This is a genomic window from Solwaraspora sp. WMMD791 (genome assembly GCF_029581195.1).
Classification (GTDB): Bacteria; Actinomycetota; Actinomycetes; order Mycobacteriales; family Micromonosporaceae; genus Micromonospora_E.
In genome coordinates this window covers 2,322,669-2,345,164 of the sequence record NZ_CP120737.1, presented here as the reverse complement: position 1 = coordinate 2,345,164, position 22,496 = coordinate 2,322,669, and the positions used below count along the sequence as shown (strand labels likewise).

The window sequence follows — 22,496 nt, the reverse complement described above, 5'->3', positions numbered from 1 at the left end:
CCTGGGATTAGTATCAGGATAAGTCTAGCTCGGCGAGCATGTAGCCGCTAACCTATACGTATCCATACACGTTCGCGGGAGGTTGATGTGGAGCTCAACGAGGTAGGACGTCAGTCGGAGACGTCGGTAGGGCTCCGGCAGATGATGATGACGCATCTGGCACTCGAGCAGGTGCCGGCGCGCTTCGCCATCTGCGAGGAGACCGAGAGCAGCGAGGACAGTCAGGTGCTCGGATGGGGGCTGGCGTTCGACGACGAAGCCGTGGTCGTGCCGACCAACGGCGGTCTGCCCAACCCGTTCAGCGGCATCAAGGGAGCACTGCGGCTGTACGGAAAGCTCCGCGACGTACGACTGGTGTGGGTCGACCCGCCCGACGGTCGCGAGCTGACCTGACTGCTCGAGGGTCAGGCCGGTCGCAGCACCGCGACCAGGAAATCGGAGTCGTCGCGGTACGGACGCAGGTCCCAGGTGGCCAGCAGCAGATCCTCGGCCAGGTCGGCGGCCCGTACGTCGGCGCGGAACTCGGTGACCGGGTAGCCCCGGTCGGTGCCGAACCCGACCACGATCCGGCCGCCGTCGCGCAGGTGACGCCGCATCCGGCGGAGCACCTCGCGGCGGGTGTCCGGGGCCAGGAACGTCATGACGTTGCCCGCGCTGACGATCGCGTCGAAGCCGTCGGCGATGCCCTGGGCGGGCAGGTCCAGCTCGGCCAGGTCGCCGACCAGCCACCGTGGGCCCGGATGGTCCTGCCGGGCGGCGTCGATCAGCACCGGGTCCAGGTCGACGCCGACGACGTCGTGACCGGCGGCGGCCAGCGCCGCGCCGACCCGGCCGGGACCGCAGCCTGCGTCGAGCACCCGTGCCGTACGCGGCAGCATCGCGTCGACCAGCCGCGCCTCACCGTCAAGGTCGGCACCGTCGCGCGCCAGCGACCGGAACCGGTCGACGTACCACTGTGAGTGCCCTGGGTTGGACTCCAGCAGCTTGCTCCACCCGTTCTCTGCACTCACGCCCGCCATCTTCGCACGTCCGCCGGCCCGGGGCAGGTGCCGCCGGCCCGGGGCAGGTACGGATCCCAGCGGTATTCCTGTGAGGAATAATCATGGATCTTGTGTTGTGTCTGTGGGTGGTTCGGCGCGGCGTTGGTGGCGCACGCCGTTGCCCTGCCTAGGTTCTGGCTTGTCGAAGGTCAGAACTGGGAAAGGCGGGGAACGGCGTGCGTTCTGTCAGCGTATGGGCTGCTCTGCTCGGCGTCGAGCGGGCGGTGGTGGAGGACGTCGAGTTCGACGACGAAGACGCGTTGTTGGTGGTCCATGTACGGGTGCGTAGAGGGGCGCGGCGGCGGTGTCCGTACTGCGGCCGGCGGTGTCCGGGTTTCGACGCCGGTCACGGGCGGCGGCGGTGGCGGGCTCTGGATCTGGGCACGGTCAGGGCGGTCGTCGAGGCCGACGCGCCACGGGTGTCCTGCGCCGAGCACGGCGTGGTGGTCGCGGCGGTGCCGTGGGCGCGTCACAACGCCGGACACACCCGGGCGTTCGACGCCACCGTGGCGTGGCTGGCGGTGCGCACCGCGAAATCGACGGTGTGTCAGCTGATGCGCGTCGGTTGGCGCACCGTCGGGGCGATCGTGGCCAGGGTATGGGCCGACACCGGCGAGGTCACCGACCGGTTCGCCGGGCTGCGTCGGATCGGCATCGACGAGATCGCCTACAAGAAGGGTCACCGGTACCTGACCGTCGTGGTCGACCACGACACCGGCCGACTGGTGTGGGCCGCGCCGGGCAAGGACGCCGCGACGTTGCACGCCTTCTTCGACCAGCTCGGTGAGCAGCGCGCCGCGGCCATCACCCACGTGTCCGCCGACGGCGCCGACACGATCGCGAAGGTCGTCACCCGCCGCTGCCCGCAGGCGGTGCGGTGCGCCGACCCGTTCCACGTCGTGGCCTGGGCCACCGAAGCGCTGGACCTGGTACGCCGACAGGCGTGGAACCAGGCCGCCGGACGCGGCACCGGCCGACGCAACACCGCCCGGGGCGACGCCCGCACACTCAAGAACGCACGGTGGGCCCTGTGGAAGAACCCGGACAACCTCACCGAGGCACAGAAGGCAAAACTCGACTGGATCGCCAGGACCCAGCCCCAGCTGTACCGGGCCTGGGCCCTCAAGGAAGGCCTCCGCGCCGTGTTCGCCATGGCCAAGGACAGCCCGGCAGCGGCACTCGAAGCCCTCGACAGGTGGATCGAGTGGGCCCGCCGCAGCCGTATCGACGCCTTCGTCGAACTCCAACGCCGGATCACACGCCACCGCGACACGATCCGCGCCGCGATCGAACACCAACTGTCCAACGGACTCATCGAGTCAGTCAACGCCAAGATCCGGCTGATCACCCGGATCGCGTTCGGCTTCCACTCACCCCACGCACTGATCGCCCTCGCCATGCTCAGCCTCGGCGGCCACCGACCACAACTACCCAGATGACGATCCAGAACCGACCCACACAAACAACACAAGACCCATAATCATTCCTCACAGGAATACCGCCAAGTCGTAGTAGGTGTCCGGGCAGTCGGTCGACCCGTGGCGTCCGCCAAGGGATGCGGCGGACGTCAGGCGGCGGACGTCAGTGGGTGCGGCGGACGTCGAAGGCGGGGGAGCCGGCGACGGTCGACGCGGCGACGAACTCCTGACCACGGATCCGGCACCAGGCCGGGATGTCCAGGGCGGCGGCCGGGTCGTCGGCCAGCACCCGCACGACCGATCCGACCGGCAGCTGCGGCAGCCGCCGGGCCAGCGCGATCACCGGCAACGGGCAGCGCTGGCCCAGGCAGTCGACGGTCTCCACCGCCACGTCACCCGAGGGCCGCGCTACCGCCTCGTCGCTGGTCACAGCCCGACCACCCCGGCCTCGGCCCGCAGGTCGGCCACCACTTGCGGCAGGTCGGCCAGGAACCGGTCCACGTCGGCCTCGGTGGTGTCCCGGTGCAGCGAGACTCGTACGTTGCCGTGCGACAGCACGCCCATCGCTTCCAGCACGTGCGACGGGCGCAGCGTCGACGCGGTACACGACGAACCGGAGGAGACGGCGTGCCCGCGCCGGTCCAGGGCGTGCAGCAGCGCTTCGCCGTCGACGTACAGGCAGGAGAAGGTGACCAGGTGCGGCAGCCGGTCGGTCGGGTCGCCGACCACCTCCACGTCCGGTACGGTCGCGGCGACCGTCGCGCGGATCCGGTCCACCAGTGCCGACAGCCGGGCGGCCTGCGCGTCGGCCTCGGCGGCCACCGCGCGCAGGGCCGCCGCCGAGGCCACCACCGCCGGCAGGTTCAGCACCCCGGGCGTACGGCCGGACTCGCGCTCGTCGGCCGGATAGGGCGACTCCCAGCGGATGCCCTTGCGGACCACCAGCACCCCGACACCCGGTAGCCCGCCCCACTTGTGGGCGCTGGCCGACAGCACCGACCAGCCCTCGGGCACCGGGACCCGGCCCACCGACTGGGCGGCGTCGACGTACAACGGCACCCCGTGCGCGGCGCAGACCCGCGCCGCCTCGGCGACCGGCTGGACCGTGCCCACCTCGTGGCTGGCGCTGATCAGGGCGGCGAACGCCACCCCCGGCCGGGCCACCGCCGTCGACCACTCGGCCAGGTCGAGCCGGCCGAGCCGGTCCACCGGCACCGACACCGCCTCGCCGCCGGCGTCGGTGTGGTGCCGTGCGGCGTGCAGCACCGCCGAGTGCTCGATCGCCGAGTGCACCAGGGTCCGGCCGACCCGGCGCCGCCCGGCGAGACCGCCGAGCACGGCGGCGTGCGCGGCGACCGTACCGCTGGATGTGAACGAGATCTCGTCGGCGCGGACCCGCAGCGTCTCGGCGGTGGCCGCGCGGGCCGCGTCCAGCAGTTGACCTGCCCGGCGGGCCTGAGAGTAGAGCCGGGCCGGATCGGCCCAACCGTCGGCCAACGCCGCTGTCAGTGCCTCGCGGGCGACCGGGTGCAGCGGCGCGGCGGTCGCGGCGTCGAGATAGCTCACAGTCCTCGACGGTACGCCTCACCTCGACGACCGTCGGCAGTCGTGGCAGGTGACAAACGAGACCCCTCGCCAATCTCGGCGTGACTGGTCGAGTAATCTGCGACCGTCGGTGACGCCTTTGGTCGCTGATGTCGCCACACGTGCCCGGCGCTCGCGCGCTGGCGCTCAGGGTGGCATCGGTGACGCCGTCAGGGAGGCAGGACCAGGTGGTCGCAAGGGATTCAGCAGCGCGGCGCGCGGGCGTACGGCCCAGCGCCGGTGAGCGTGCACGGGCCGGGCAGGGGCGCGGTCGGCGCAGCCGGCCGCAGCGGGTGGCCGGGCTCGGCCTCGGCGGTGCCGCACTGCTCACCCTGCTCACCGGCTGTGACGTCGGGGCGGCCTTCGACGGCTTCGGCTGGCCGCAGGGCGGCATCACCCCGCAGGCCAACCAGATGTACGACCTGTGGATCGGGTCGGTCATCGCGGCGCTCGCCGTCGGTGTCTTCGTGTGGGGCCTGATTTTCTGGTGCATCATCCGCTACCGCAAGCGGGGCGACCAACTGCCGGTGCAGACCCGGTTCAACATGCCGATGGAGTTCCTTTACACCATCGCCCCGATCCTGGTCGTGTCGGTGCTGTTCTACTACACGGCCGTGGTGCAGACCGACGTCGACCGGCTCAGCGAGGACCCGGACGTCACCGTCGAGGTCGTCGCCTTCAAATGGAACTGGCAGTTCAACTACCGCGACGGGGTCGGCGAGGACGCCAACACGATCGCCTCGACGGTCGGCTCGTCGGACATCATTCCGGTGCTGGTGGTCCCCTCCGAGCGGACCGTACGGTTCGAGGAGACCAGCACCGACGTGATCCACTCGTTCTGGGTGCCGGAGCTGCTGTTCAAGCGGGACGTCTTCCCGGGCAGCATCCGCAACCAGTTCGAGGTGACCATTCAGCAGAACGGTGCCTACGTCGGCCGCTGCGCCGAACTCTGCGGCACCTACCACTCGATGATGAACTTCGAGATGCGGGTGGTCAGTCCGGAGCAGTACGACCGCTTCATCGACGAGAAGCGCAGCGGTGCCTCCACCCAGGATGCGCTGCAGGCGATCGGGGAGGAGCCGTACGCGGTCACCACCTTCCCGTTCGAGACCAAGCGGGACGCGCAGAACTTCGGCAACGCGAGCGCCCAGGGCGCGGAAAACTGAGGGGCCGGGCATGAGGACCGAATGGCGGATCTTCGCCGTCGTCGCGGCGTTCCTGTTCGTCGCATCCTGGGTCTACCCGACCTGGACGGCGTTCCAGCTCGGGTACGTCGAGTGGATCGGCGCGACCGCTCTGTTCCTGTCATTTATGCTCTGCACGATGTGCGGCGGGTTCTTCTGGTTCGTGTCCCGCCGCATCGATCTGCGGCCCGAGGACCGGCCGGACGCCGAGGTCGCCGACGGCGCCGGTGAGGTCGGCTTCTTCAGCCCCGGCAGTTACTGGCCGTTCGGGGTGGCGCTGGCCGCCACGATCGCCGGCCTCGGCCTGGTCTTCTGGCAGTGGTGGCTGATCATCTTCGGTCTGGTGTCGGTGACGGCGGCAGCGGCCGGCCTGCTCTTCGAGTACTACACAGGCACCCGGCGTACCGCCGAGCACTGACACCGACAACTGGTTCACCGGTCCCGGCGGCGACGCAGCGCGGCACCCCAGCGGGCGACGGTGACCAGCGCCGTACCGATGGCGAGGGAGAGCGCGCCGATCAGCCCGAGGGCGGCGGCCGGCGCCCCGGTGACCGGAAGGTCCTGGCTGGCGGACATGTTTCACCTCCTTCGAGGGGGTAGCGGTTCGTACGGCAACGGTTCAGACAGTGCCGGCGGTGGCCGGGACGCTGGTGGCGGGGCTGCCGATTCGCTCTGGTGAGGACCAGACACAGCGGTCGACGGTGGGTTGCCGGACCGCCTTCACCGCCGCGTGGACGAAGATCACCCGGTAGATCAGGTCGGCGACCATGATCAGCGGCAGCATGAGCAGCAGCTGCGGGTGGCGCAGCCGCCAGGCGGCCAACGCCACCCAGATGCCCTGACCGGCGGCGAGCAGCAGCAGCCCGGTGCCCAGGCCCGGTCCGGCGCTGGCCAGGACCCACAGCGTGACCGGGGCGCCGAGCACGTACAGCGCCCAGTGCAGGATCAGCAGCACGTAGGCGTAGTCGAAGGTGCTGACCCGCCGGCCCACCCGGTGACCGAGGATGCCCTGGAAGGTGCCCCAGAGCCACCGCAGGTTCTGCTTGTACCAGTCCCGCAGCGTGGTCGGGTCCTGCAGCAGCGCGGTGGCGCGGGGTGCGTAGACGACCCGGCCGAGTCCACGACGGTGGGTCTCCAGCACCCAGTACGTGTCGTCGACGATGTACGGCGGCTGCTGCGGCAGGACCCGGTCGAGCAGTTCCACCCGGTACAGCGAGTTGGAGCCGGAAATGCAGTTCATCACGTTGAAGTGGCTCTGGATTCGGCGCAGGAAGAGCTGGTAGTTCCAGTAGCTGTAGGCCCGCTTGGCCAGCCACGGGTTCCACCGGTGCTCGCGTGGCCACCAGGTGACGTTGTGGCCGACGGCGATCGCGACCTGGTCGGTCATCGTCGCCAGCGTCTCCGTGACGAAGTTCTCGGCGATGATCACGTCGTCGTCGAGGATCGCGACCGCCCGGAACCGCGTACCGAGCCGGAAGTGGCGGTAGCCGGCGTGCAGCGCGGCCGGTTTGCCGACGTTCGTGGTCAGGTCGAGCACCTCGGCGCCGGCGTCGGCGGCCCGGCGGGCGGTGTCGTCGGTCGAGGCGTCGGAGACGACGAAGACCGGTGCCCCGGTACGGCGGGCGGCGGTCACCGCGGCGGCGATGGTGCCGGCCCCGTTGCGGCAGGCGATCAGGATGGCGACCTGATCGTGGCGTACCGGGCCGTAGCGCGGATGGCCGGTGCCGGCGGTCCGATCGCGGCGGCGGACCCGTTCGGGGCGTAGCAGGCCGTAGCCGAAGGCGACCAGCAGGGAAACGAGGAAGAGTGCGCCGAGGACGATCAGTGCGGTAAGGAAGATCCGCAGCATCGCTGACCTCAAGGGGGGAGGGGGCGGTGGAGGCCGCGTCCTTGCGGTCAGCGGTTACGTTACGTCACCGACTTGGCGGATAAAAGGGGCGTAACTGGGAATATCCACGTAACTTGCTGTGAAAATGCCACCCCAGGCTCCCCGGCCCCGTCGGCCACACCGGGAACAGTCGATGGCCTCGCGGGTCGGCCGGCGGCGTCCGTCGGTCAGCCGGTCGTGTCGTGGGCGGCTCGGGCGACCTGCACCCAGCGGTCCAGCAGCGCCGCCGCCGCCCCGTCGTCGATCGCCTCAGCGGCGCGGTTCAGCTGGGCGCGCATGGTGAGCAGCAGCGCGTCGGCGGGTGCGGCACCGGTCTGTACGGCGTGCGCGGCGAGCGCGGCCGCCGCGTTGACCAGGACCGCGTCCCGGACCGGGCCGGTCTCGCCGGCGAGCAGCCGACGGGCCACCTCGGCGTTGAAGCGGACATCCCCGCCACGAAGGTCACCGGGTGCGCTACGGGCCACTCCGAGGTCGGCGGCGGCATCCACCACCATCGCCTGGACCCGGCCGTCGGCGGCGAACCAGACCTGCGTCGGGGCGGCGGTACTGAGCTCGTCGAGCCCGTCGTCACCGCGCATCACCAGCGCCGTGTCGCCGCGGGCGGCGAACACCTCCGCCATCACCGGCGCCATCCGGGCGTCGAAGCAACCGATCGCGCCGGACCTGGGCCGCGCCGGGTTGGTCAGCGGGCCGAGAAAGTTGAACACGGTGGGTACGCCGATCTCCCGCCGGGTCACGCCGGTGTGGCGCATCCCCGGGTGGAACCGGGCGGCGAAGCAGAACGCGATGCCGGCCTCGGTGACACACCGGGTGACCCCCTCAGGGCCCAGATCCAGCGGGATGCCGAAGTGTTCCAGCAGGTCGGCGGCGCCGCAGGAGGACGACGCGGCCCGGTTGCCGTGCTTGACCACCCGGGCACCGGCGGCCGCCACCACGAGCGCGGCCATCGTGGAGATGTTCACCGTGTGCGCCCGGTCGCCGCCGGTGCCGACCACGTCCACGGCCTGCCCGCGTAGGGCGTCCGGCAGACCGACCGGTACGGCGTTGGCGAGCATCGCCTCCACCAGCCCGACCAGCTCCGCCGGGGTCTCGCCCTTGGCGCGCAGCGCGACGGCGAACCCGGCGATCTGGGCGGGGGTGGCAGAGCCCGCCATGATCTCGCCCATCGCCCAGCTGGTGTCGGCGGTGGCGAGTTGCTCGCCCGCGATCAGCGCGTGGAGCAGGTTCGGCCAGGACCGGTCACCCATGGGGGCCTCCCAGGTGCGATGGGGATGGGTGGTGCGGCGGGTCGGGACAGGCGGGTACGCGGGCCGCCGGGGGTGCGGCTCAGGCGGCCGGTAGCTTGCCGGCCCGCCGGCGGAGCATGCCCGCGACGGTCTGCCCGGTGGTCACCGGGTCGAGCGGGTGCATCAGCGTGGCGTCGACCTCGGCGAAGGCGGCCAACCAGCGGTCGGCGGCCCGGGCGATCACCACGCAGGTCGGCGGCGAGTCGGCGCGGTCGTCCTTGATCTGTCGGGCGATGCCGAGCCCGCCGCCGGGGGTGGCCTCACCGTCGAGCAGCATCAGGTCGATCTCGTACTCGTCGACCAGCCGGATGCATTCGGCGTAGTCGGCGGCGTCGACGAACTCGACCGTCAGGTCGCTGGCGGGTCGGGTGCCGACGGCCAGACGCATCCGGTCCCGCACCTGCGGGTCGTCGCTGTAGAGCAGGACGGTGTGCACGCGTTCGGTCATCTTCTCGCTCGACTCCCACCTCGTAGCTGCGCGCCGATCGTACCGTCCGGCACGGTCGTGGTCGGTACCGGTGGCCGGCTCTCCTCGGTGTCGCGGCTGCGCCGGGCCTCCTGGCGGTCGAGGTCGCGGTCGATGCGCCGGGCCTCCCGCTCGGACTGGCGCATCCACTGCACGACGAGCACCGCGAGCATGGTGACGCTGACGAACTCGCCACCGGCCCACAGCACGCCGCCGGCCACCTTCTGGTCCGTCCAGGGGTCGGCCCAGGCCAGGCCGAGGGACGGGTACCAGTCGCCGCCGAACAGGGTGGTGCTCTGCATGACGGTCAGCCCGAGCACGGTGTGGAACGGTACGGAGAGCACCATCAGCAGTGCCCGCGCCGGGTACGGCCAGCGGCCGGGCAGCGGGTCGAGCCCGACCAGCGGCCAGAAGAACAGGCAGCCGGTCATGATGAAGTGCGCGTGTACGAACTCGTGGGCGAGGGTGCTCTCCAGGGTCAACCGGTACAGATCAGTGAAATACAGCACAAACGGGTTGATCACGAACAGGCCGAACGCGACCAGCGGGAACGTGATCACCCGCACGTACCGGCTGTGCAGGACGGCGAGCAGCCGTCGCCGTGGAGCGCCGGCGAGCGTCCGCAGCGCCAGGGTGACCGGCGCGCCGAGGGCCAGGAAGATCGGCGCGATCATCGACAGCACCATGTGCTGGACCATGTGCACCGACAGCAGGGTGGTGTCGTACGCGCCCAGTCCACTGACCGTGACCGCCGCGATGCCGCCCAGGCCCGGGCCGATGAACAGCACGGTCCGGGACACCGGCCAGCGGTCCCCGCGCAGCCGCAGCCGGTGAACGCCGTAGAGGTACAGCCCGGCGGCGACCACGAGCCCGAGCGCCAGCCAGTTGTTCAGCTGGATCTCGGTGAACAACGCGGAGACGGTGAACTGCTCCACAGCGACGATCAGCTCCCCGTCTGCCACGTCGTCGAGGCTATGTCAACGCACCCGGCCGGCGTCATCCGGCCCGCTACCGGGTCGGGTTTGCCACCCCGCCGTTCGTGGGCGCTGACCGGCAGCAATAATGACCGCGTGACTGCGGCCCCAGCGATTGACAAGAGCCGGATCCACTCGCTGACCCGACCGAACATGGTCAGCGTCGGGACGATCGTGTGGCTCTCCAGCGAACTCATGTTCTTCGCGGCGTTGTTCGCGATGTACTTCTCCATCCGCGCGGCGGACTACAGCATGTGGGAGAAGCACACCGTCTCGTTGAACATCCCGTACGCGACGGTGTTCACCGCGATCCTGGTGGCGTCCTCGGTCACCTGCCAGATCGGGGTGTTCGCGGCGGAGCGGGGCGACGTGCACGCGCTGCGACGGTGGTTCACCATCACCTTCGTGATGGGCCTGATCTTCCTGCTGGGGCAGATCAACGAGTACCGCGAGCTGGTCCACCACGGCATCAAGATCAACGGCGACGGGTACGGCTCGGTGTTCTACCTCACCACCGGCTTCCACGGGCTGCACGTGGCCGGCGGGCTGGTCGCCTTCCTGATCTACATGATCCGCTCCACGATGGGCCGCTTCACCCCGGCGCAGGCCACCTCCGCGATCGTCGTGTCCTACTACTGGCACTTCGTCGACGTGGTCTGGATCGGCCTCTACCTCATGATCTACTGGCTGCAATGATCGACTTGCGGTCACGCTCAGTGCTGACGCCGTGTCGCAACCTTCAGACAGGTCGCAAAACCGTTAAGGACTACAGGCCATGACATCTGACACCCCCGCCGACCGGCGAGCCGACCGCTCCCGCGGTCTCCTCGCCCGGCTGCGCAGCGGGCGGGCCACGCCACGCGGCCGGGGCCGCCGCCGGGTGGGCACCGCGGTCCGGTTGCTCGTCGCGCTGTTCCTGGCCGGCGGTGTGTACACCGTGTTCGCGCCGGGCCTGCAGGCGCAGGACACCCCCCAGCTGTCCCGGGCCGCCGAGGACGGCAAGGCGCTGTTCGACCAGAGCTGCATCTCCTGCCACGGCCGCAACGCCCAGGGCGTCGAGGGGCGCGGACCCAGCCTGATCGGGGTCGGGTCGGCGTCGGTGGAGTTCCAGGTCGGCACGGGCCGGATGCCGATGGCCCGCCAGGAGGCCCAGGCCGAGCGTAAGCCGGTGGTCTACACCGAAGAGGAGATCCGCCAGCTCGGCCAGTACATCCAGGAACTGGGCGGCGGTCCGCAGCTGCCCGACGGCGAGATACTGCGCAACGGCGGTGACATCGCCGTCGGCGGCCAGCTCTACCGGATCAACTGCTCCTCCTGCCACGCCTTCAGCGGTGGCGGTGGCGCGCTGTCGTCTGGCAAGTTCGCCCCGAGCCTGGCCCCGTCGACCGACCGGCAGATCTACGCCGCGATGCTGACCGGCCCGCAGAACATGCCGGTCTTCGGCGACAACCAGCTCACCCCGGAACAGAAGCGCGACATCATCGCCTTCGTCCAGGACGGGCTCAAGGCCGACCAGGATCCGGGTGGCCTGGCCACGCTCGGCCGGTATGGCCCGGTGACCGAGGGCATCGCCGTCTTCCTGGTCGGCATCACCGCGTTGGTCTTCGCGAGCCTGTGGATTGCGGGGAAGTCATGAGCATCGAGACCAGCACCGCGCACCGTGCGCAGCCGGAGCCGGTGAGCCTGGACGATCCCCGGCTGACCTCGTTCGACGTGCTTCGTGAGGGTGCCCGTCGGGACGACATCGAGATCGTGCACTACGAGCCGCCGTTCCCGGTGCCCGGCACCAGGGCGGAACGTCGGATCAGTCGCTTCGTCGCCGCACTGTTCCTGCTCGCCGGACTCACCTCGACCGCGTTCCTGGTGGTCTACATCTGGTGGCCCTGGCAGTACGAACTCGGCACCGGGATGAGCAAGTACTACACCCCGCTGCTCGGGGTCAGCCTCGGGCTGACCCTGCTCGCCATCGGCGTCGGCATCCTCACCTGGGGCAAGAAGCTGCTGCCGCACGAGGTCGCGATCCAGGACCGCCACGACGGCCCGTCCAGCGCCGAGGATCGCAAGATCACCGGCAGCACGCTGGCCTACATGGCCGACGAGCTGGGCGTGAAGCGCCGGCCGCTGCTCGGCGTGTCGTTGCTGGCCGGTCTGGCGCCGGTCGCCGCGGTCGCCGCCGCACCACTGGTCGGCGGTCTGATCCGTAACCCGCACGAGGACAACCAGATGGCGACCACCGGGTGGGCGCCGGTCGAGACCGCCGGCGGCGGGACCGAACTGGTCCGGCTGACCCGGGAGGACGGCTCGCCGATCCGGCCCGAGGACGTCAGCGCCGGCGGCCAGATGACCGTCTTCCCCGGCATCCCCGGTGGGCACACGAACCGGTACGCCGACTCGCCGACCCTGCTGATCCACCTGCGGGCCGACGACGCACAGACCGCCCGGGAGAACAACGAGGCCGAGGGCAAGTCCGACTACATGTGGGGCAACTACCTCGCGTACTCGAAGATCTGCACCCACGCCGGCTGCCCGGCGAGCCTGTACGAGCAGCAGACCAACCGGCTGCTCTGCCCGTGCCACCAGTCGCAGTTCCTGATCACCGACAACGCCAAGCCGGTCTTCGGGCCGGCCAGCCGTCGGCTGCCGCAGCTGCCCATCACCGTCGACGACGAGGGCTTCTTCGTCGCCACCTCCGACTACACCGAGATCGTCGGGCCCGACTTCTGGGAGCGGCCATGAAACGCCGTAAGTTCGATGCCCGGGCGCTGCCCGGCAAGGCCGCCGGGCAGATCGACGACCGGTTCCAGGCGGCGACCCCGCTACGCAAGCTGCTGAACAAGGTCTTCCCGGACCACTGGTCGTTCCTGCTCGGTGAGATCGCGCTCTTCTCGTTCGTGGTCGTCCTGCTGACCGGTGTCTACCTGACCTTCTTCTTCGACCCGTCGATGGAGGAGGTCACCTACGACGGCAGCTACGCACCGCTGCGCGGGGCGCACATGTCGGCCGCGTACGCCTCGACGCTGGACATCTCGTTCGACGTCCGGGGTGGTCTGATCATGCGGCAGATGCACCACTGGGGTGCGCTGCTGTTCATGGCCTCGATCGTGGTCCACATGCTGCGGGTCTTCTTCACCGGCGCGTTCCGCAAGCCGCGGGAGGCCAACTGGATCGTCGGCTCGCTGCTGTTCTGGGTCGGCTTCCTGGCGGGGTTCACCGGCTACTCGCTGCCAGACGACGGCCTGTCCGGCACCGGCCTGCGGATCGCCTCGGCGATCATGCTCTCCATCCCGGTGATCGGCTCCTGGGTGACCTCGTCGATCTTCGGCGGCGAGTTCCCCGGCACGATCATCATCAGCCGGTTCTACATCGCCCACGTGCTGCTCATCCCGGGTCTGCTGGTGGCGTTGATCAGCGTCCACCTCGGCCTGGTCTTCAAACAGAAGCACACCCAGTGGCCCGGCCCGGGGCGGACGAACACCAACGTGGTGGGCGAGCGGATGTTCCCCCGCTACGCCATCAAGCAGGGCGGCTTCTTCATGATCGTCTTCGGGGTGGTCGCCCTGATGGCGGGAGTGTTCCAGATCAACCCGGTCTGGCTGTTCGGTCCCTACGAGGCCGCCGTCGTGTCGGCGGCGAGCCAGCCCGACTGGTACGTCATGTTCCTCGACGGCAGCACCCGACTGATGCCGGCCTGGGAGCTGACCATCCCGATCGGTGACGGGTACGTGATCCCGCCGCTGTTCTGGCCGACCGTGGTGCTCCCCGGCATCCTGGTCATGCTCTCTCTGGCGTACCCGTTCCTCGAAGCGCGCTACACCAAGGACAAGGCCAGCCACAACCTGCTGCAGCGGCCGCGGGACGTTCCGGCCCGGACCGCCGTCGGCGCCATGGCCGTGACCTTCTTCATCGTGCTGACCATCTCCGGCGGCAACGACGTCTTCGCCGACAAGTTCTACGTCAGCCTGAACGCGATGACCTGGGCCGGCCGGATCGGGTTGATCCTGCTGCCACCGCTGGCCTACTACGTCACCTACCGGATCTGCCTCGGTCTGCAGCAGCACGACCGGGAAGTCCTGGCGCACGGCGTGGAGACCGGCATCATCCGGCGACTGCCGGACGGTCGGTTCGTCGAGGTGCATCAGCCGCTCGGCCCGACCGACGAGCACGGCCACGGCCAGCTGGACTACGTCGGCTGGGTGGTGCCGAAGAAGATGAACCGACTCGGCGCGCTCGGCCCGGCGGTCAAGGGCTTCTTCTTCCCGATCGAGAAGCCGGTGCAGGCGGCACCCCCGCCGCACGTCCCGCTCGACCCGGCCGAGGAGCCGGCCGGCGTCACCGCCGCCGATCAGGACGACCGGGAGGAGATCAGCAGCGGCAGCCGCTGATCGACCGACAGGACCGACGCGTCGCGCCCGCCGAACTCCGGTTCGGCGGGCGCGACGCGTCGTCCAGCCAGCGCGCGCCGGTCAGGTAGGTGAACCGGCGGCCTGGTTCACCGGGGCAGCCCGTCGGCGAACGCGGCGATCCGCCGGGCCAGCGGCACCGGGCTGCGTACCCAGGTGAAGTGATCCATCCGGCGACCCGCCTCGGCTGCCGTGACGTGCTCACGCCGGACCGGAGCCGCGTCGAGAAACCCACAGAGGTGATCGAGGGTCTGCGGCGGGGTGTGCCAGTCGTCTTCGATGCTCACCGCGAGCACCGGGGTCCGCATCCGCCGCAGTGCCGGTGCCGGGTCCGCCCCGTCGATGTGCGGCAGTCGGCCGACGCGGGCGGTGTAGGCCCAGTCCCGGATCACCCCGCGTGCCTGCCGGCCGCCGAAGCCCCAGCCGGGCCAGACCCCCAGCAGTTCGGTGGCGAGCGCCACGGTCTGGGTCATCGGCAGCACCCTGTACCCGGTCCGGCCGGGGTAGACCCGCCAGTACGGCAGCCCGACCGCGACCAGGGCCAGCCCGTCGACGGCCACGCCGTCGGTGAGCGCGGTGTGCAGCAGCGCGGCCTGGCCGCCGAGCGAGTGGCCGAGCAGCAGGCGGGTCCGGCCGTCGAGCCGGGACTTCAGCGACTCCAGGACCGCGCCGACGTCGGCGACGAGATCGGCGTACCGGTACCGGGAGGCGCGGCTGGCCGGCGGGGTGCTCGACCCGGTGCCGCGTAGGTCGACGACGACGACCGCGAGTCCCGCGTCCCGCAATGCGCCCGCCAGCGGCCGGTAGTAGCGGGCCGGCACGCCCATGGCCGGGCAGATCACCACGGCCGGCGCGTCGGGCCGCCCATCGGGCTCCGGGTAGAGATGCAGACCGAGGCGGTCGGCGCCGCGATCGAGATGGTCCTGCTGGTATGCGGCGACCGGTCCGGATTCCGTCACCCGACCAGCGTACGGAAATATGTTACCGCCGGGTAGCCCTGGGGTCGGGCGGGCGGGCGGCCGCTGGCTGGACCAGGGCCGGGGCCGGGTCAGTCCGCGTCAGCCAGCCCGATCGCGAAGGCCGACTCCAGATCGTGCTGGGAGTAGGCCCGGAACGCCAGATGCGACTCGGTGTTCAGCACCCCGGGCACCTTGGAGATCCGACCGGCGATCACCTCGGCGATCTGGTCGAACTCGCGCACCCGCACGATGGCGATCAGGTCGACGTGCCCGGCCACCGAATAGACCTCGCTCACCCCGGGCAGGTCGGCGAGCGTCTCGGCGACCTCGGGGATGGCATCCGTTGCGCAGTCGATCAGCACGATCGCGGTGATCACCGGGTCCTCCGTCCCTCAGCGGGCGACGCCCGCCCTGCTGCTGATGCTAGTCGTCCGCCCCCCGGCCGGTCCCGAGCGGCGTCCCGCGCCGGTGTCGCACCGGGTTCGGCACCGGGTTCCGCATCCGTTGTGCCGGCTCGGGCAGGGTCAACCGGCGGAGACGGTCAGGTCGGTACCGACCCGGATCGTGCCGGTCAACTGCTCGTCTGGGGCCACCCGGGCGCCTGGCCAGACGACCGACCGTACCGCCGAGCCGTGGACCACGGCGCCCGCGCCGATCACCGCCCGGTCCACCAGGCCGGTGACCGTCGCTGTCGGATCGACCAGGCTGGCGTCCCCGGCCGCGTGCAGGTTGGCTGCCAGGTAGTCGCGCGGCGTCCCGGTGTCCAGGTACGTCCCGTCGAAGGTGACCACCTCCAGCTCGCCGGCTGCCTCCGCCGGTCGCCACACGGTACGAACCAGGTTGCCGAACTCGGCGGACAGCCGACTGACGTACCGCCAGGGCAGCAGGGAGAACCCGGCGAACCGGTGTCCGGCGAATCCGCCTGTCTCGGCGGGATCGGTCAGCCGTTGACCGAGCAGCCGTACCGTGTCGCCGTCCCAGCCGTCGAGCAGCGCCGCGATGTCCGCTCCGGGTGGCGCGTCCGGATGGGCGAGGTAACCGTCGGCGTTGCCGACCAGGACGCCACGGCCGTCGATCCAGCTCCGGAGCCGGCCGACGCCGCCGGAGGTGCCCAGCGGCGAACCGGGTTCGACGGACAGGTGGGCGCGGTCGCCGACATGTGCCACCACCTGTTCGCCGAGATAGCAGGCGTTGACCGCGACCCGGGCCGGGCCGACGAGGCCGAGCGCCCCGACGCGCCGCAGTGCCCGGTCCAGCAGCGGTACGTTACCGACGGGGCACAACGCCTTCGGTCGGACCGTCGTCAGCGGTCGCAGTCGCTGGCCCTCGCCAGCGGCCAGGACGAGCGCACAGACCTGGTCGGGGTCGGCCGGCGACGACCCGGTCACCGCGACTCCGACGGTGGCGCGGACTCCGGCTCCGCTGACTCCCGTCCGGGTGGCGCGGGCTCCGGCTCCGCTGACTCCTGTCCGGGCGGCGCGGACTCCGGGACCGCTGCCGGCTCGGCGAGCGGCCCCATGCCGTAGTAGGCCAGCAGCCGGGCGGTCGCCGGGGTGAGCCGGGGCAGCGCGTCGAGCCGGTGCCAGGCCGCCTCGTAGACTTCGGCGCCGTCGACGACGAGCTCGGTCCGCGACGCCGGTACGGCGACCTCGAAGACGACGTCCACCCATCCCTTGGCGTGCACCACCGCGTTCGGCGACGCCGGACGCAGCTGATGCGCCGGCAGCTCGATGCCGGTCTCCTCGGCGAGCTCCCGGGCCGCGCCGACGATCGGCTCCTCCCGGCGACGCAGCAGACCGGCGGGCAGCGACCAGCTGCGCCCCGGCGGCTGGCGCAGCAACAGCAGACGCCCCGCCCCGTGGTCGGTCTCCTCGGAGTCGGTCACCAGGGTGACCGCGCCGACGATGTACTTGGGTACGGCCATCCGTACCAGGCGCCGACGGACCGGGTGCGGCAGGCGGTAGAACACGCCGTACAGCAGTGCGCGCGCGGGCGATCGGCGGGTGATCATACGGACCAGGCTAGAGGTAGCCGGTAGCTGCCGCCTGGTCAGGTCAGCTCGGTTTGTCGACCATCTCGATGAGCTGCTCGACCACCGTCTCCGGCGCGATGGTCCGGTCCACGACGGCGACCAGCAACGTCTCCATGTCCGGGTAGTTCAGCCGCTCGGCGAGCTGGCGCAGCGGCTTGTCGTTGGACAGTGCCCGGTCGTGTTTGCGCAGGATCAGGCTGACCGTGGCCCGGCCGAGCCGCACCTTGTCGGCGATGCTGATGCCCGGCTCGGAGTGCTCGGCGAACCACCGGTTGATCTGCATCTGGGCCTGCGGCGACTTGACGAAGCCCAGCCATTCCCGGCGTGGGCCGGGCGGGTCCGGCCGGGGCCCGGCGGTCGGGTCGTCGGTCTCGGTGAAGATCTCGACGACGTCGCCGTCGGTCAGTTCCGAGGCGAGCGGGGCCAACCGGCCGTTGACCCGTACGGCGAGACAGTGCGCGCCCTTCGTCGGGTCCAACTCGTACGCCAGGTCCACCGGGGTCGACCCGGCCGGCAGCACGATCGGGCGGCCCTCGGCGAACACCTGGATCTGCGCGTCGACCAGATCGCAGCGCAACGAGTGGACGAACTGATCGGCGTCGGTGGTCTTCTGTGACCAGTCCAGAGCCCGGCGCAGCCAGGCCAGTTCGTCGGCGCGGGTCGCGGCGCTGCTACGACCCGGGGTCGGGAAGTGGTACGGGGCGGCGATGCCGAACTCGGCGGAGCGGTGCATCGTCTCGGTCCGGATCAGCACCTCCACCGGGCGGTCACCGGGGCCGATGACGGTGGTGTGCAGCGACCGGTAGAGGTTGTTCTTGGGGGAGGCGATGAAGTCCTTGAACCTGCCCGGCACCGGCCGCCACCGGCAGTGGACCGCGCCGAGGGCGGCGTAGCAGTCGGTGTCCGGGCCGGTCACCACGACCTCGATGCGGGGCAGGTCGAAAGGCGCCTGGTGGCCACCGGAGACGGTGTCCTTCCAGATCGAGTAGCGGTGCCGTGGGCGCGGGTCGACCTTCGCGGTCACCTTCTCCCGGCGCAGCACGACCCGGGCCTGCCGGCAGACGTCGTCGAGGTACTCGGCCCAGCCCGGCCGGTTGGCCAGGTGCTCCTCGATGCGCTGGTACGCCTCCGGCTCGAGGTGGAACAGGACGATGTCGTCGAGTTCGCGTTTGAGTTTCTGGATGCCGAGCCGGTCACACAGTGGCACCAGTACGTCCAGGGTGGCCTTGGCGATCCGGGCCCGGGAGGCAGGGGAGCGCACCCCCAGGGTCCGCATGTTGTGCAGCCGGTCGGCGAGCTTGATGACCAGGACCCGGACGTCCTTGGCGGCGGCGATGATCATCTTGCGGATGGTCTCGGCCTCGGCGGCCTTGCCGTAGAACGCCTTGTCGAACTTGGTGACCCCGTCGACCAGATGGGCGACCTCGTCGCCGAAGTCCGCGGCGAGAGTGGGCAGGTCGTACGTGGTGTCCTCGACCGTGTCGTGCAGCAGGGCGGCGACCAGTGTGGTGGTGTCCATGCCCAGGCCGGCGCAGATCTCGGCGACCGCCAGCGGGTGCGTGATGTAAGGCTCGCCGCTCTTGCGGTACTGCCCGGCGTGCATGCTGTCGGCGATCTGGTAGCCGCGACGCAGCACGGTCGCGTCGGCCGAGGGATGGATCGACCGGTGGATGCGGATCAGCTCGGCGACCGGGTCAGGGGCACCGGGCGACCAGGACAGCCAGGCGCGCAGTCGGGCCGACAGGGGTGTCGCGGTGGGCAGGAAACGTCCGATGGCGGCGCCGGGACCGGCGTCGACGTCCACGCGGAGACACCTCCTCACCCACCGCCCCGGCCGGTCGCCCGGCCCGGGGCCGCACGCCACGAATCGGGCGTTGGCTGACAGGACTGCACTTCTCTAACAGCCTAAGCGAGCGAGCGTCGTACTATCGGCTACTTGCGGGTGGGCGATCGGTCGAGTCTTTGACCCGTCCGTCAACCACCGCCCGTCGTCCGCGCGGCCTCCTCGGCCTTGACCAGCAGTTGGTGGAACCGGCCGGCACCGCGTACCGGTGAGGCCCACCCGCCGGTGACGCTGACCAGCCGGGTCTGCGCCGGCTCCAACCAGGACAGGATCCGTTCGGACTCCTCGGCGCTGGCCCGGGGGGTCGGCCCGTGCCCGGGCAGGACGGTCTCCGCGGTCGCCCGTAGCAGGTCGATGGTGTGCCGCGGGTGCTGCCGCGGCGGCGAGACACCGGCGGCGGCGAGCCGGCCGTGCCGGACGATCGCCAGCTCCCAGCCACCGTCGGCGGCCCGCCGGGCCGCGACCAGCTCCGCGATCACGCTCAGCGCGGTCAACCGCTGCATCCGCAGGGTGGTCCGCAGCAGAGCGGTGAGTCGGCTACGGACCACCGCCGCCTCCTCGTAGCGCTGCGCCGCCGCAAGGCCGTCGATCCGGGCGAGCAGGGTGTCCACCAGCGCCTGTGGGTCGGCGGTGATCGCCGACCGCAGTGGATGGACGGCGGCCTCGGCGTACCCGTCCGGGTCGATCCGGTGCTCACAGGGGGCCGGACAGCGGCCCAGCTCGGCCAGGGCGCAGGCCGGAAAGCGGGTCCGGGTGGACAGCCGGTGGGTGCACTGGCGCAGCGGCAGCGCGTCGTGGATGCCGGCCGCCGCCAGCTCCGCCGCGCGCCGGGACGCGAACGGCCCGAGCACGGTGTCCTGCGGCGACGTCGACCGTACGGTGGACAGCCGGGGGTAGGGCTCGTCGGTCAGCTTGAGCCAGACCGCCCGCTCGGGATACTTCGACCGACGGTTGTACGGCGGCGCGTGCGCCGCGATCAGCCGTAGCTCGCGGACCTCCGCCTCCAGCCGGTGCGCGCACTCGACCGCCTCCACCCGGGTCGCCGCCGCCAGCATCTCCGACATCCGGGCGCGTCGCTCGGCGGCGGTGAAGTAGCTGCGGACCCGGGTGGCGATGTCGCCGGAGGTGCCGACGTAGAGCGGCCGGTCGTCGGCGGCCCGGAAGATGTACACGCCGGGGGTACGGGGCAACCCCTCGGCGAGGTGCCGCTTGCGGCGCTGCACCTCGCTGACGGCCCGGCTGAACTCGACCGCGTCGCCGATCGTCGTCACCTGATGGCCGCCGAGCCGGGCGATGAGCCCGTGCAGCACGTCGACGGTGGCCCGGGCGTCGGCGAGGGCCCGGTGGGTGGGCTGGTGGGCGGTGCGGAAGTACCCGGCCAGGGTGCCGAGTTTGCGGTTGGGCACCTCGTCGCGGCTGAGCACCCGCCGGGCCAGCGCGACGGTGTCCAGCACGGTCGGCGTCGGCCAGCGGTAGCCGTGCCGGGCGCACGCGGCCTTGAGGAACCCGACGTCGTACGGCGCGTTGTGCGCCACCAGCACGGCGTCGGCGAGGAACTCCAGCAGGCTGGGCAGCACCTGCTCGATCGGGGGTGCGGGGACGAGCATCGCCTGGGTGATGCCGGTCAGCACGGTGATGAACGGCGGAATCGGCTGCCCGGGGTTGACCAGGGTGGCGAAGACCCCCAGCTCCTCGCCGCCACGGACCTTGACCGCGCCGATCTCGGTGATCCCGCCACCGTCCGGTGCGCCGCCGGTGGTCTCCAGGTCGAGCACCACGAACGTGGTCTCCCGCAGCGGCACCGCCTGTCGGTCGTCCAGCAGGGCGTCGAGGGTGCCCTGCGTGTAGCCGGGCCGGGGAACGGGGTCGGGGGTCACCACGGCCCACACCGTAGGGCGCGGGTACGACACACCGACCCCATCCGTACCGTTGGTAACGATCCGATCGACCCAGAGAGATCATTCTTCCTGTCGGGCACGCGGCGGGCCACCGGTGGGAGACTGGGGTGCATGGCCGCACCGGATCCGACCGACGCTCGTCCCGAGGGGGCGGCGCCGACGACCGGCGCCCAGAACTCGCCCACCACCGCACCCTCGGACGGTGCCGTACCGCCTCCCGAGCCGGTCCTGCCGGAAGGGGTGCGGTCCCGGATCGTGGCCTTCGCGGCTGCCGCGTTACCGGAGATCCCGGCCGACGAGCTGCCACCTCCGCTGCGCAAGGTCGCCAAGTTCGCGCCGAACCGGCGGGCCCGCTACGGCGCGGGCCTGATCGCCGCCCAGCTCACCAACGATCCGTCGTTTCGCCAGCGGGCTGCCGCCCGGGCCCTGGCCGACGCCGGTGAGCTGGGCGAGGCCATCGCCGCCGGGGTCACCCCGGGGGCGGCCGACCCGGTCGAGGTCGCGGCGCTGGCCTACCTGATGCGACCGGCCGGCTGGCGGGATCTGGTCGCGGCGGCCGGAGCGGCGGTACGGGCGGAGGCCGACAGCGCCGCCGTCGCCGCGGCGATCCGCGAGGCCGAGGCGCGGGCCAACCGGGCCGAACACGACCGGACCGTCGCCCGGGTCGAGGCGGACAAACTCCGCGACGAGCTGGCCCGGGTCCGCGAGGAGCTCGGCCAGCTACGCGAGGAGTCCCGGCTGCTGGCCCGCGCGTTACGGGAGAGCCAGACACAGCAGCGGCGGGCCACCGAACTGCTCGCCACCGAACGTGGTCGGGCGGCCCGCGCCGCTGCCGACCACGACGCCGAACTGCGCCGGCTGCGGGCCAAGCTCGCCGACGCGGAACTGTCGGCCGGTTCCGCCCGCCAGCTCGCCAAGGAGAACCGGGCGGTCGACGACGCCCGGCTGTGGCTGCTGCTGGAGACCATCGGTCAGGCAGCGCAGGGGCTGCGCCGGGAGCTGGCGCTCGATCCGGCCGACAAGCTGCCGGCGGACTACGTGGCGGACACCTTCACCGATCGGCCGGCGGCCGCGACGACCACCCGGGCCCGGGACACCGACGACCCGGCCCGCCTCGACGACCTGCTCGCGCTGCCCCGGGCACATCTGATCGTCGACGGTTACAACGTGACGAAACGTGGGTTCGGTGAGATGCCGTTGGAGCAGCAGCGCAAGCGCCTGATCACCGGTCTGGGCGGGATCGCCGCCCAGACCGGTGACGAGGTGACCGTGGTCTTCGACGGCGCGGAGCGGATGCACGGACTGCCGCCGGCCCCACGCGGGGTGCGGGTGCTGTTCTCTCGTAAGGGCGAGACCGCCGATGAGCTGATCCGCCGGCTGGTCCGGGCCGAACCGTCGGGGCGGGCGATCGTGGTGGTCTCCTCCGACCGGGAGGTGGCCGACGGGGTCCGCCGACACGGTGCGTACCCGATGGGCGCCGACTCCCTGCTGCGCCGGCTGGCCCGCTCCTGACCGGAGCTGGTG

The 22,496-nt window shown here is 71.2% G+C and carries 22 protein-coding genes and 1 pseudogene; 9 read left to right on the top strand and 14 right to left on the bottom strand.

Going from position 1 to position 22,496, the window contains the following annotated elements; all coding sequences use genetic code 11:
- Window positions 1-141 precede the first annotated feature (141 nt).
- Window positions 142-393 (top strand): hypothetical protein, encoded by a 252-nt coding sequence (locus O7623_RS10235; protein WP_282228373.1) that lies wholly within the window; start codon window positions 142-144, stop codon window positions 391-393.
- Window positions 394-404: 11 nt separating this feature from the next.
- Here O7623_RS10235 and O7623_RS10230 read toward each other — a convergent pair whose 3' ends face one another.
- Window positions 405-1,019 (bottom strand): class I SAM-dependent methyltransferase, encoded by a 615-nt coding sequence (locus O7623_RS10230; protein WP_282228372.1) that lies wholly within the window; start codon window positions 1,017-1,019, stop codon window positions 405-407.
- 197 nt (window positions 1,020-1,216) lie between these two features.
- On the opposite strand from O7623_RS10230, the gene O7623_RS10225 reads away from it, so the two are divergent.
- On the top strand, window positions 1,217-2,479 hold the full coding sequence (locus O7623_RS10225; RefSeq protein ID WP_282223817.1) for an ISL3 family transposase: 1,263 nt from the start codon (window positions 1,217-1,219) through the stop codon (window positions 2,477-2,479).
- A 142-nt stretch (window positions 2,480-2,621) separates the two neighbouring features.
- Here O7623_RS10225 and O7623_RS10220 read toward each other — a convergent pair whose 3' ends face one another.
- Window positions 2,622-2,843, bottom strand: coding sequence for a sulfurtransferase TusA family protein (locus tag O7623_RS10220; protein WP_282229366.1), 222 nt, complete (start codon window positions 2,841-2,843; stop codon window positions 2,622-2,624).
- A 41-nt stretch (window positions 2,844-2,884) separates the two neighbouring features.
- Window positions 2,885-4,024 (bottom strand): aminotransferase class V-fold PLP-dependent enzyme, encoded by a 1,140-nt coding sequence (locus tag O7623_RS10215; RefSeq protein ID WP_282228371.1) that lies wholly within the window; start codon window positions 4,022-4,024, stop codon window positions 2,885-2,887.
- Window positions 4,025-4,230: 206 nt separating this feature from the next.
- Between O7623_RS10215 and coxB the strand changes: the two genes are divergently transcribed.
- Together coxB and O7623_RS10205 are read left to right on the top strand one after the other, a co-directional pair.
- Window positions 4,231-5,208: a cytochrome c oxidase subunit II gene (gene coxB, locus O7623_RS10210; protein WP_282228370.1), complete on the top strand. Its 978-nt coding sequence runs from the start codon at window positions 4,231-4,233 to the stop codon at window positions 5,206-5,208.
- Window positions 5,209-5,218: 10 nt separating this feature from the next.
- Window positions 5,219-5,644 carry a cytochrome c oxidase subunit 4 gene (locus tag O7623_RS10205; protein WP_282228369.1) on the top strand — a complete coding sequence of 142 codons (426 nt, stop codon included), beginning with the start codon at window positions 5,219-5,221 and terminating at the stop codon, window positions 5,642-5,644.
- A 14-nt stretch (window positions 5,645-5,658) separates the two neighbouring features.
- On the opposite strand, the gene O7623_RS10200 is transcribed toward O7623_RS10205, so the two are convergent.
- The 5 genes from O7623_RS10200 to O7623_RS10180 form a co-directional block, all read right to left on the bottom strand.
- Window positions 5,659-5,802 (bottom strand): hypothetical protein, encoded by a 144-nt coding sequence (locus O7623_RS10200; protein WP_282228368.1) that lies wholly within the window; start codon window positions 5,800-5,802, stop codon window positions 5,659-5,661.
- Between the two features lie 43 nt (window positions 5,803-5,845).
- On the bottom strand, window positions 5,846-7,087 hold the full coding sequence (locus O7623_RS10195; RefSeq protein ID WP_282228367.1) for a glycosyltransferase family 2 protein: 1,242 nt from the start codon (window positions 7,085-7,087) through the stop codon (window positions 5,846-5,848).
- Window positions 7,088-7,281: 194 nt separating this feature from the next.
- Entirely contained in the window at window positions 7,282-8,361 is a 1,080-nt protein-coding gene (gene trpD, locus O7623_RS10190; protein WP_282228366.1) for an anthranilate phosphoribosyltransferase, read from the bottom strand.
- A gap of 79 nt (window positions 8,362-8,440) precedes the next feature.
- Window positions 8,441-8,848, bottom strand: coding sequence for a hypothetical protein (locus tag O7623_RS10185; protein ID WP_282228365.1), 408 nt, complete (start codon window positions 8,846-8,848; stop codon window positions 8,441-8,443).
- Window positions 8,845-9,828 carry a cytochrome c oxidase assembly protein gene (locus O7623_RS10180; protein WP_282228364.1) on the bottom strand — a complete coding sequence of 328 codons (984 nt, stop codon included), beginning with the start codon at window positions 9,826-9,828 and terminating at the stop codon, window positions 8,845-8,847. Before O7623_RS10180 ends, O7623_RS10185 begins: the two co-directional genes overlap by 4 nt.
- Before the next feature lie 108 nt (window positions 9,829-9,936).
- Here O7623_RS10180 and O7623_RS10175 point away from each other — a divergent pair, with 108 nt between their 5' ends.
- The 4 genes from O7623_RS10175 (at window position 9,937) to O7623_RS10160 (ending at window position 14,222) form a co-directional block, all read left to right on the top strand.
- Window positions 9,937-10,536 carry a heme-copper oxidase subunit III gene (locus O7623_RS10175; RefSeq protein ID WP_282228363.1) on the top strand — a complete coding sequence of 200 codons (600 nt, stop codon included), beginning with the start codon at window positions 9,937-9,939 and terminating at the stop codon, window positions 10,534-10,536.
- 79 nt (window positions 10,537-10,615) lie between these two features.
- Window positions 10,616-11,476 carry a cytochrome c gene (locus O7623_RS10170; RefSeq protein WP_282228362.1) on the top strand — a complete coding sequence of 287 codons (861 nt, stop codon included), beginning with the start codon at window positions 10,616-10,618 and terminating at the stop codon, window positions 11,474-11,476.
- Window positions 11,473-12,576 (top strand): Rieske 2Fe-2S domain-containing protein, encoded by a 1,104-nt coding sequence (locus O7623_RS10165; RefSeq protein ID WP_282228361.1) that lies wholly within the window; start codon window positions 11,473-11,475, stop codon window positions 12,574-12,576. Before O7623_RS10170 ends, O7623_RS10165 begins: the two co-directional genes overlap by 4 nt.
- Window positions 12,573-14,222 (top strand): ubiquinol-cytochrome c reductase cytochrome b subunit, encoded by a 1,650-nt coding sequence (locus tag O7623_RS10160; RefSeq protein WP_282228360.1) that lies wholly within the window; start codon window positions 12,573-12,575, stop codon window positions 14,220-14,222. Before O7623_RS10165 ends, O7623_RS10160 begins: the two co-directional genes overlap by 4 nt.
- 107 nt (window positions 14,223-14,329) lie before the next feature.
- On the opposite strand, the gene O7623_RS10155 is transcribed toward O7623_RS10160, so the two are convergent.
- From O7623_RS10155 to O7623_RS10130, 6 genes and pseudogenes are all read right to left on the bottom strand, one after another.
- Window positions 14,330-15,199: an alpha/beta fold hydrolase gene (locus O7623_RS10155; protein ID WP_282228359.1), complete on the bottom strand. Its 870-nt coding sequence runs from the start codon at window positions 15,197-15,199 to the stop codon at window positions 14,330-14,332.
- 89 nt (window positions 15,200-15,288) lie between these two features.
- The gene (locus O7623_RS10150; protein ID WP_282228358.1) at window positions 15,289-15,576 is read right to left on the bottom strand and encodes an Lrp/AsnC ligand binding domain-containing protein; all 288 of its coding nucleotides are present in this window, start codon (window positions 15,574-15,576) and stop codon (window positions 15,289-15,291) included.
- 147 nt (window positions 15,577-15,723) lie between these two features.
- Window positions 15,724-16,587 carry a sugar phosphate nucleotidyltransferase gene (locus O7623_RS10145; protein WP_282228357.1) on the bottom strand — a complete coding sequence of 288 codons (864 nt, stop codon included), beginning with the start codon at window positions 16,585-16,587 and terminating at the stop codon, window positions 15,724-15,726.
- A gap of 95 nt (window positions 16,588-16,682) precedes the next feature.
- Window positions 16,683-17,210 (bottom strand): annotated as a pseudogene (locus tag O7623_RS10140) (NUDIX domain-containing protein); the annotation flags it as partial.
- A gap of 43 nt (window positions 17,211-17,253) precedes the next feature.
- Complete coding sequence (locus tag O7623_RS10135) at window positions 17,254-19,035, bottom strand: HD domain-containing protein (protein ID WP_282228356.1); 1,782 nt, start codon at window positions 19,033-19,035, stop codon at window positions 17,254-17,256.
- Window positions 19,036-19,205: 170 nt separating this feature from the next.
- A complete protein-coding gene (locus O7623_RS10130) occupies window positions 19,206-20,897 on the bottom strand; it encodes a DEDD exonuclease domain-containing protein (protein WP_348775157.1) in 1,692 nt (563 codons plus the stop codon).
- 186 nt (window positions 20,898-21,083) lie between these two features.
- On the opposite strand from O7623_RS10130, the gene O7623_RS10125 reads away from it, so the two are divergent.
- The gene (locus O7623_RS10125; protein WP_282228355.1) at window positions 21,084-22,484 is read left to right on the top strand and encodes an NYN domain-containing protein; all 1,401 of its coding nucleotides are present in this window, start codon (window positions 21,084-21,086) and stop codon (window positions 22,482-22,484) included.
- Window positions 22,485-22,496: the final 12 nt, after the last annotated feature.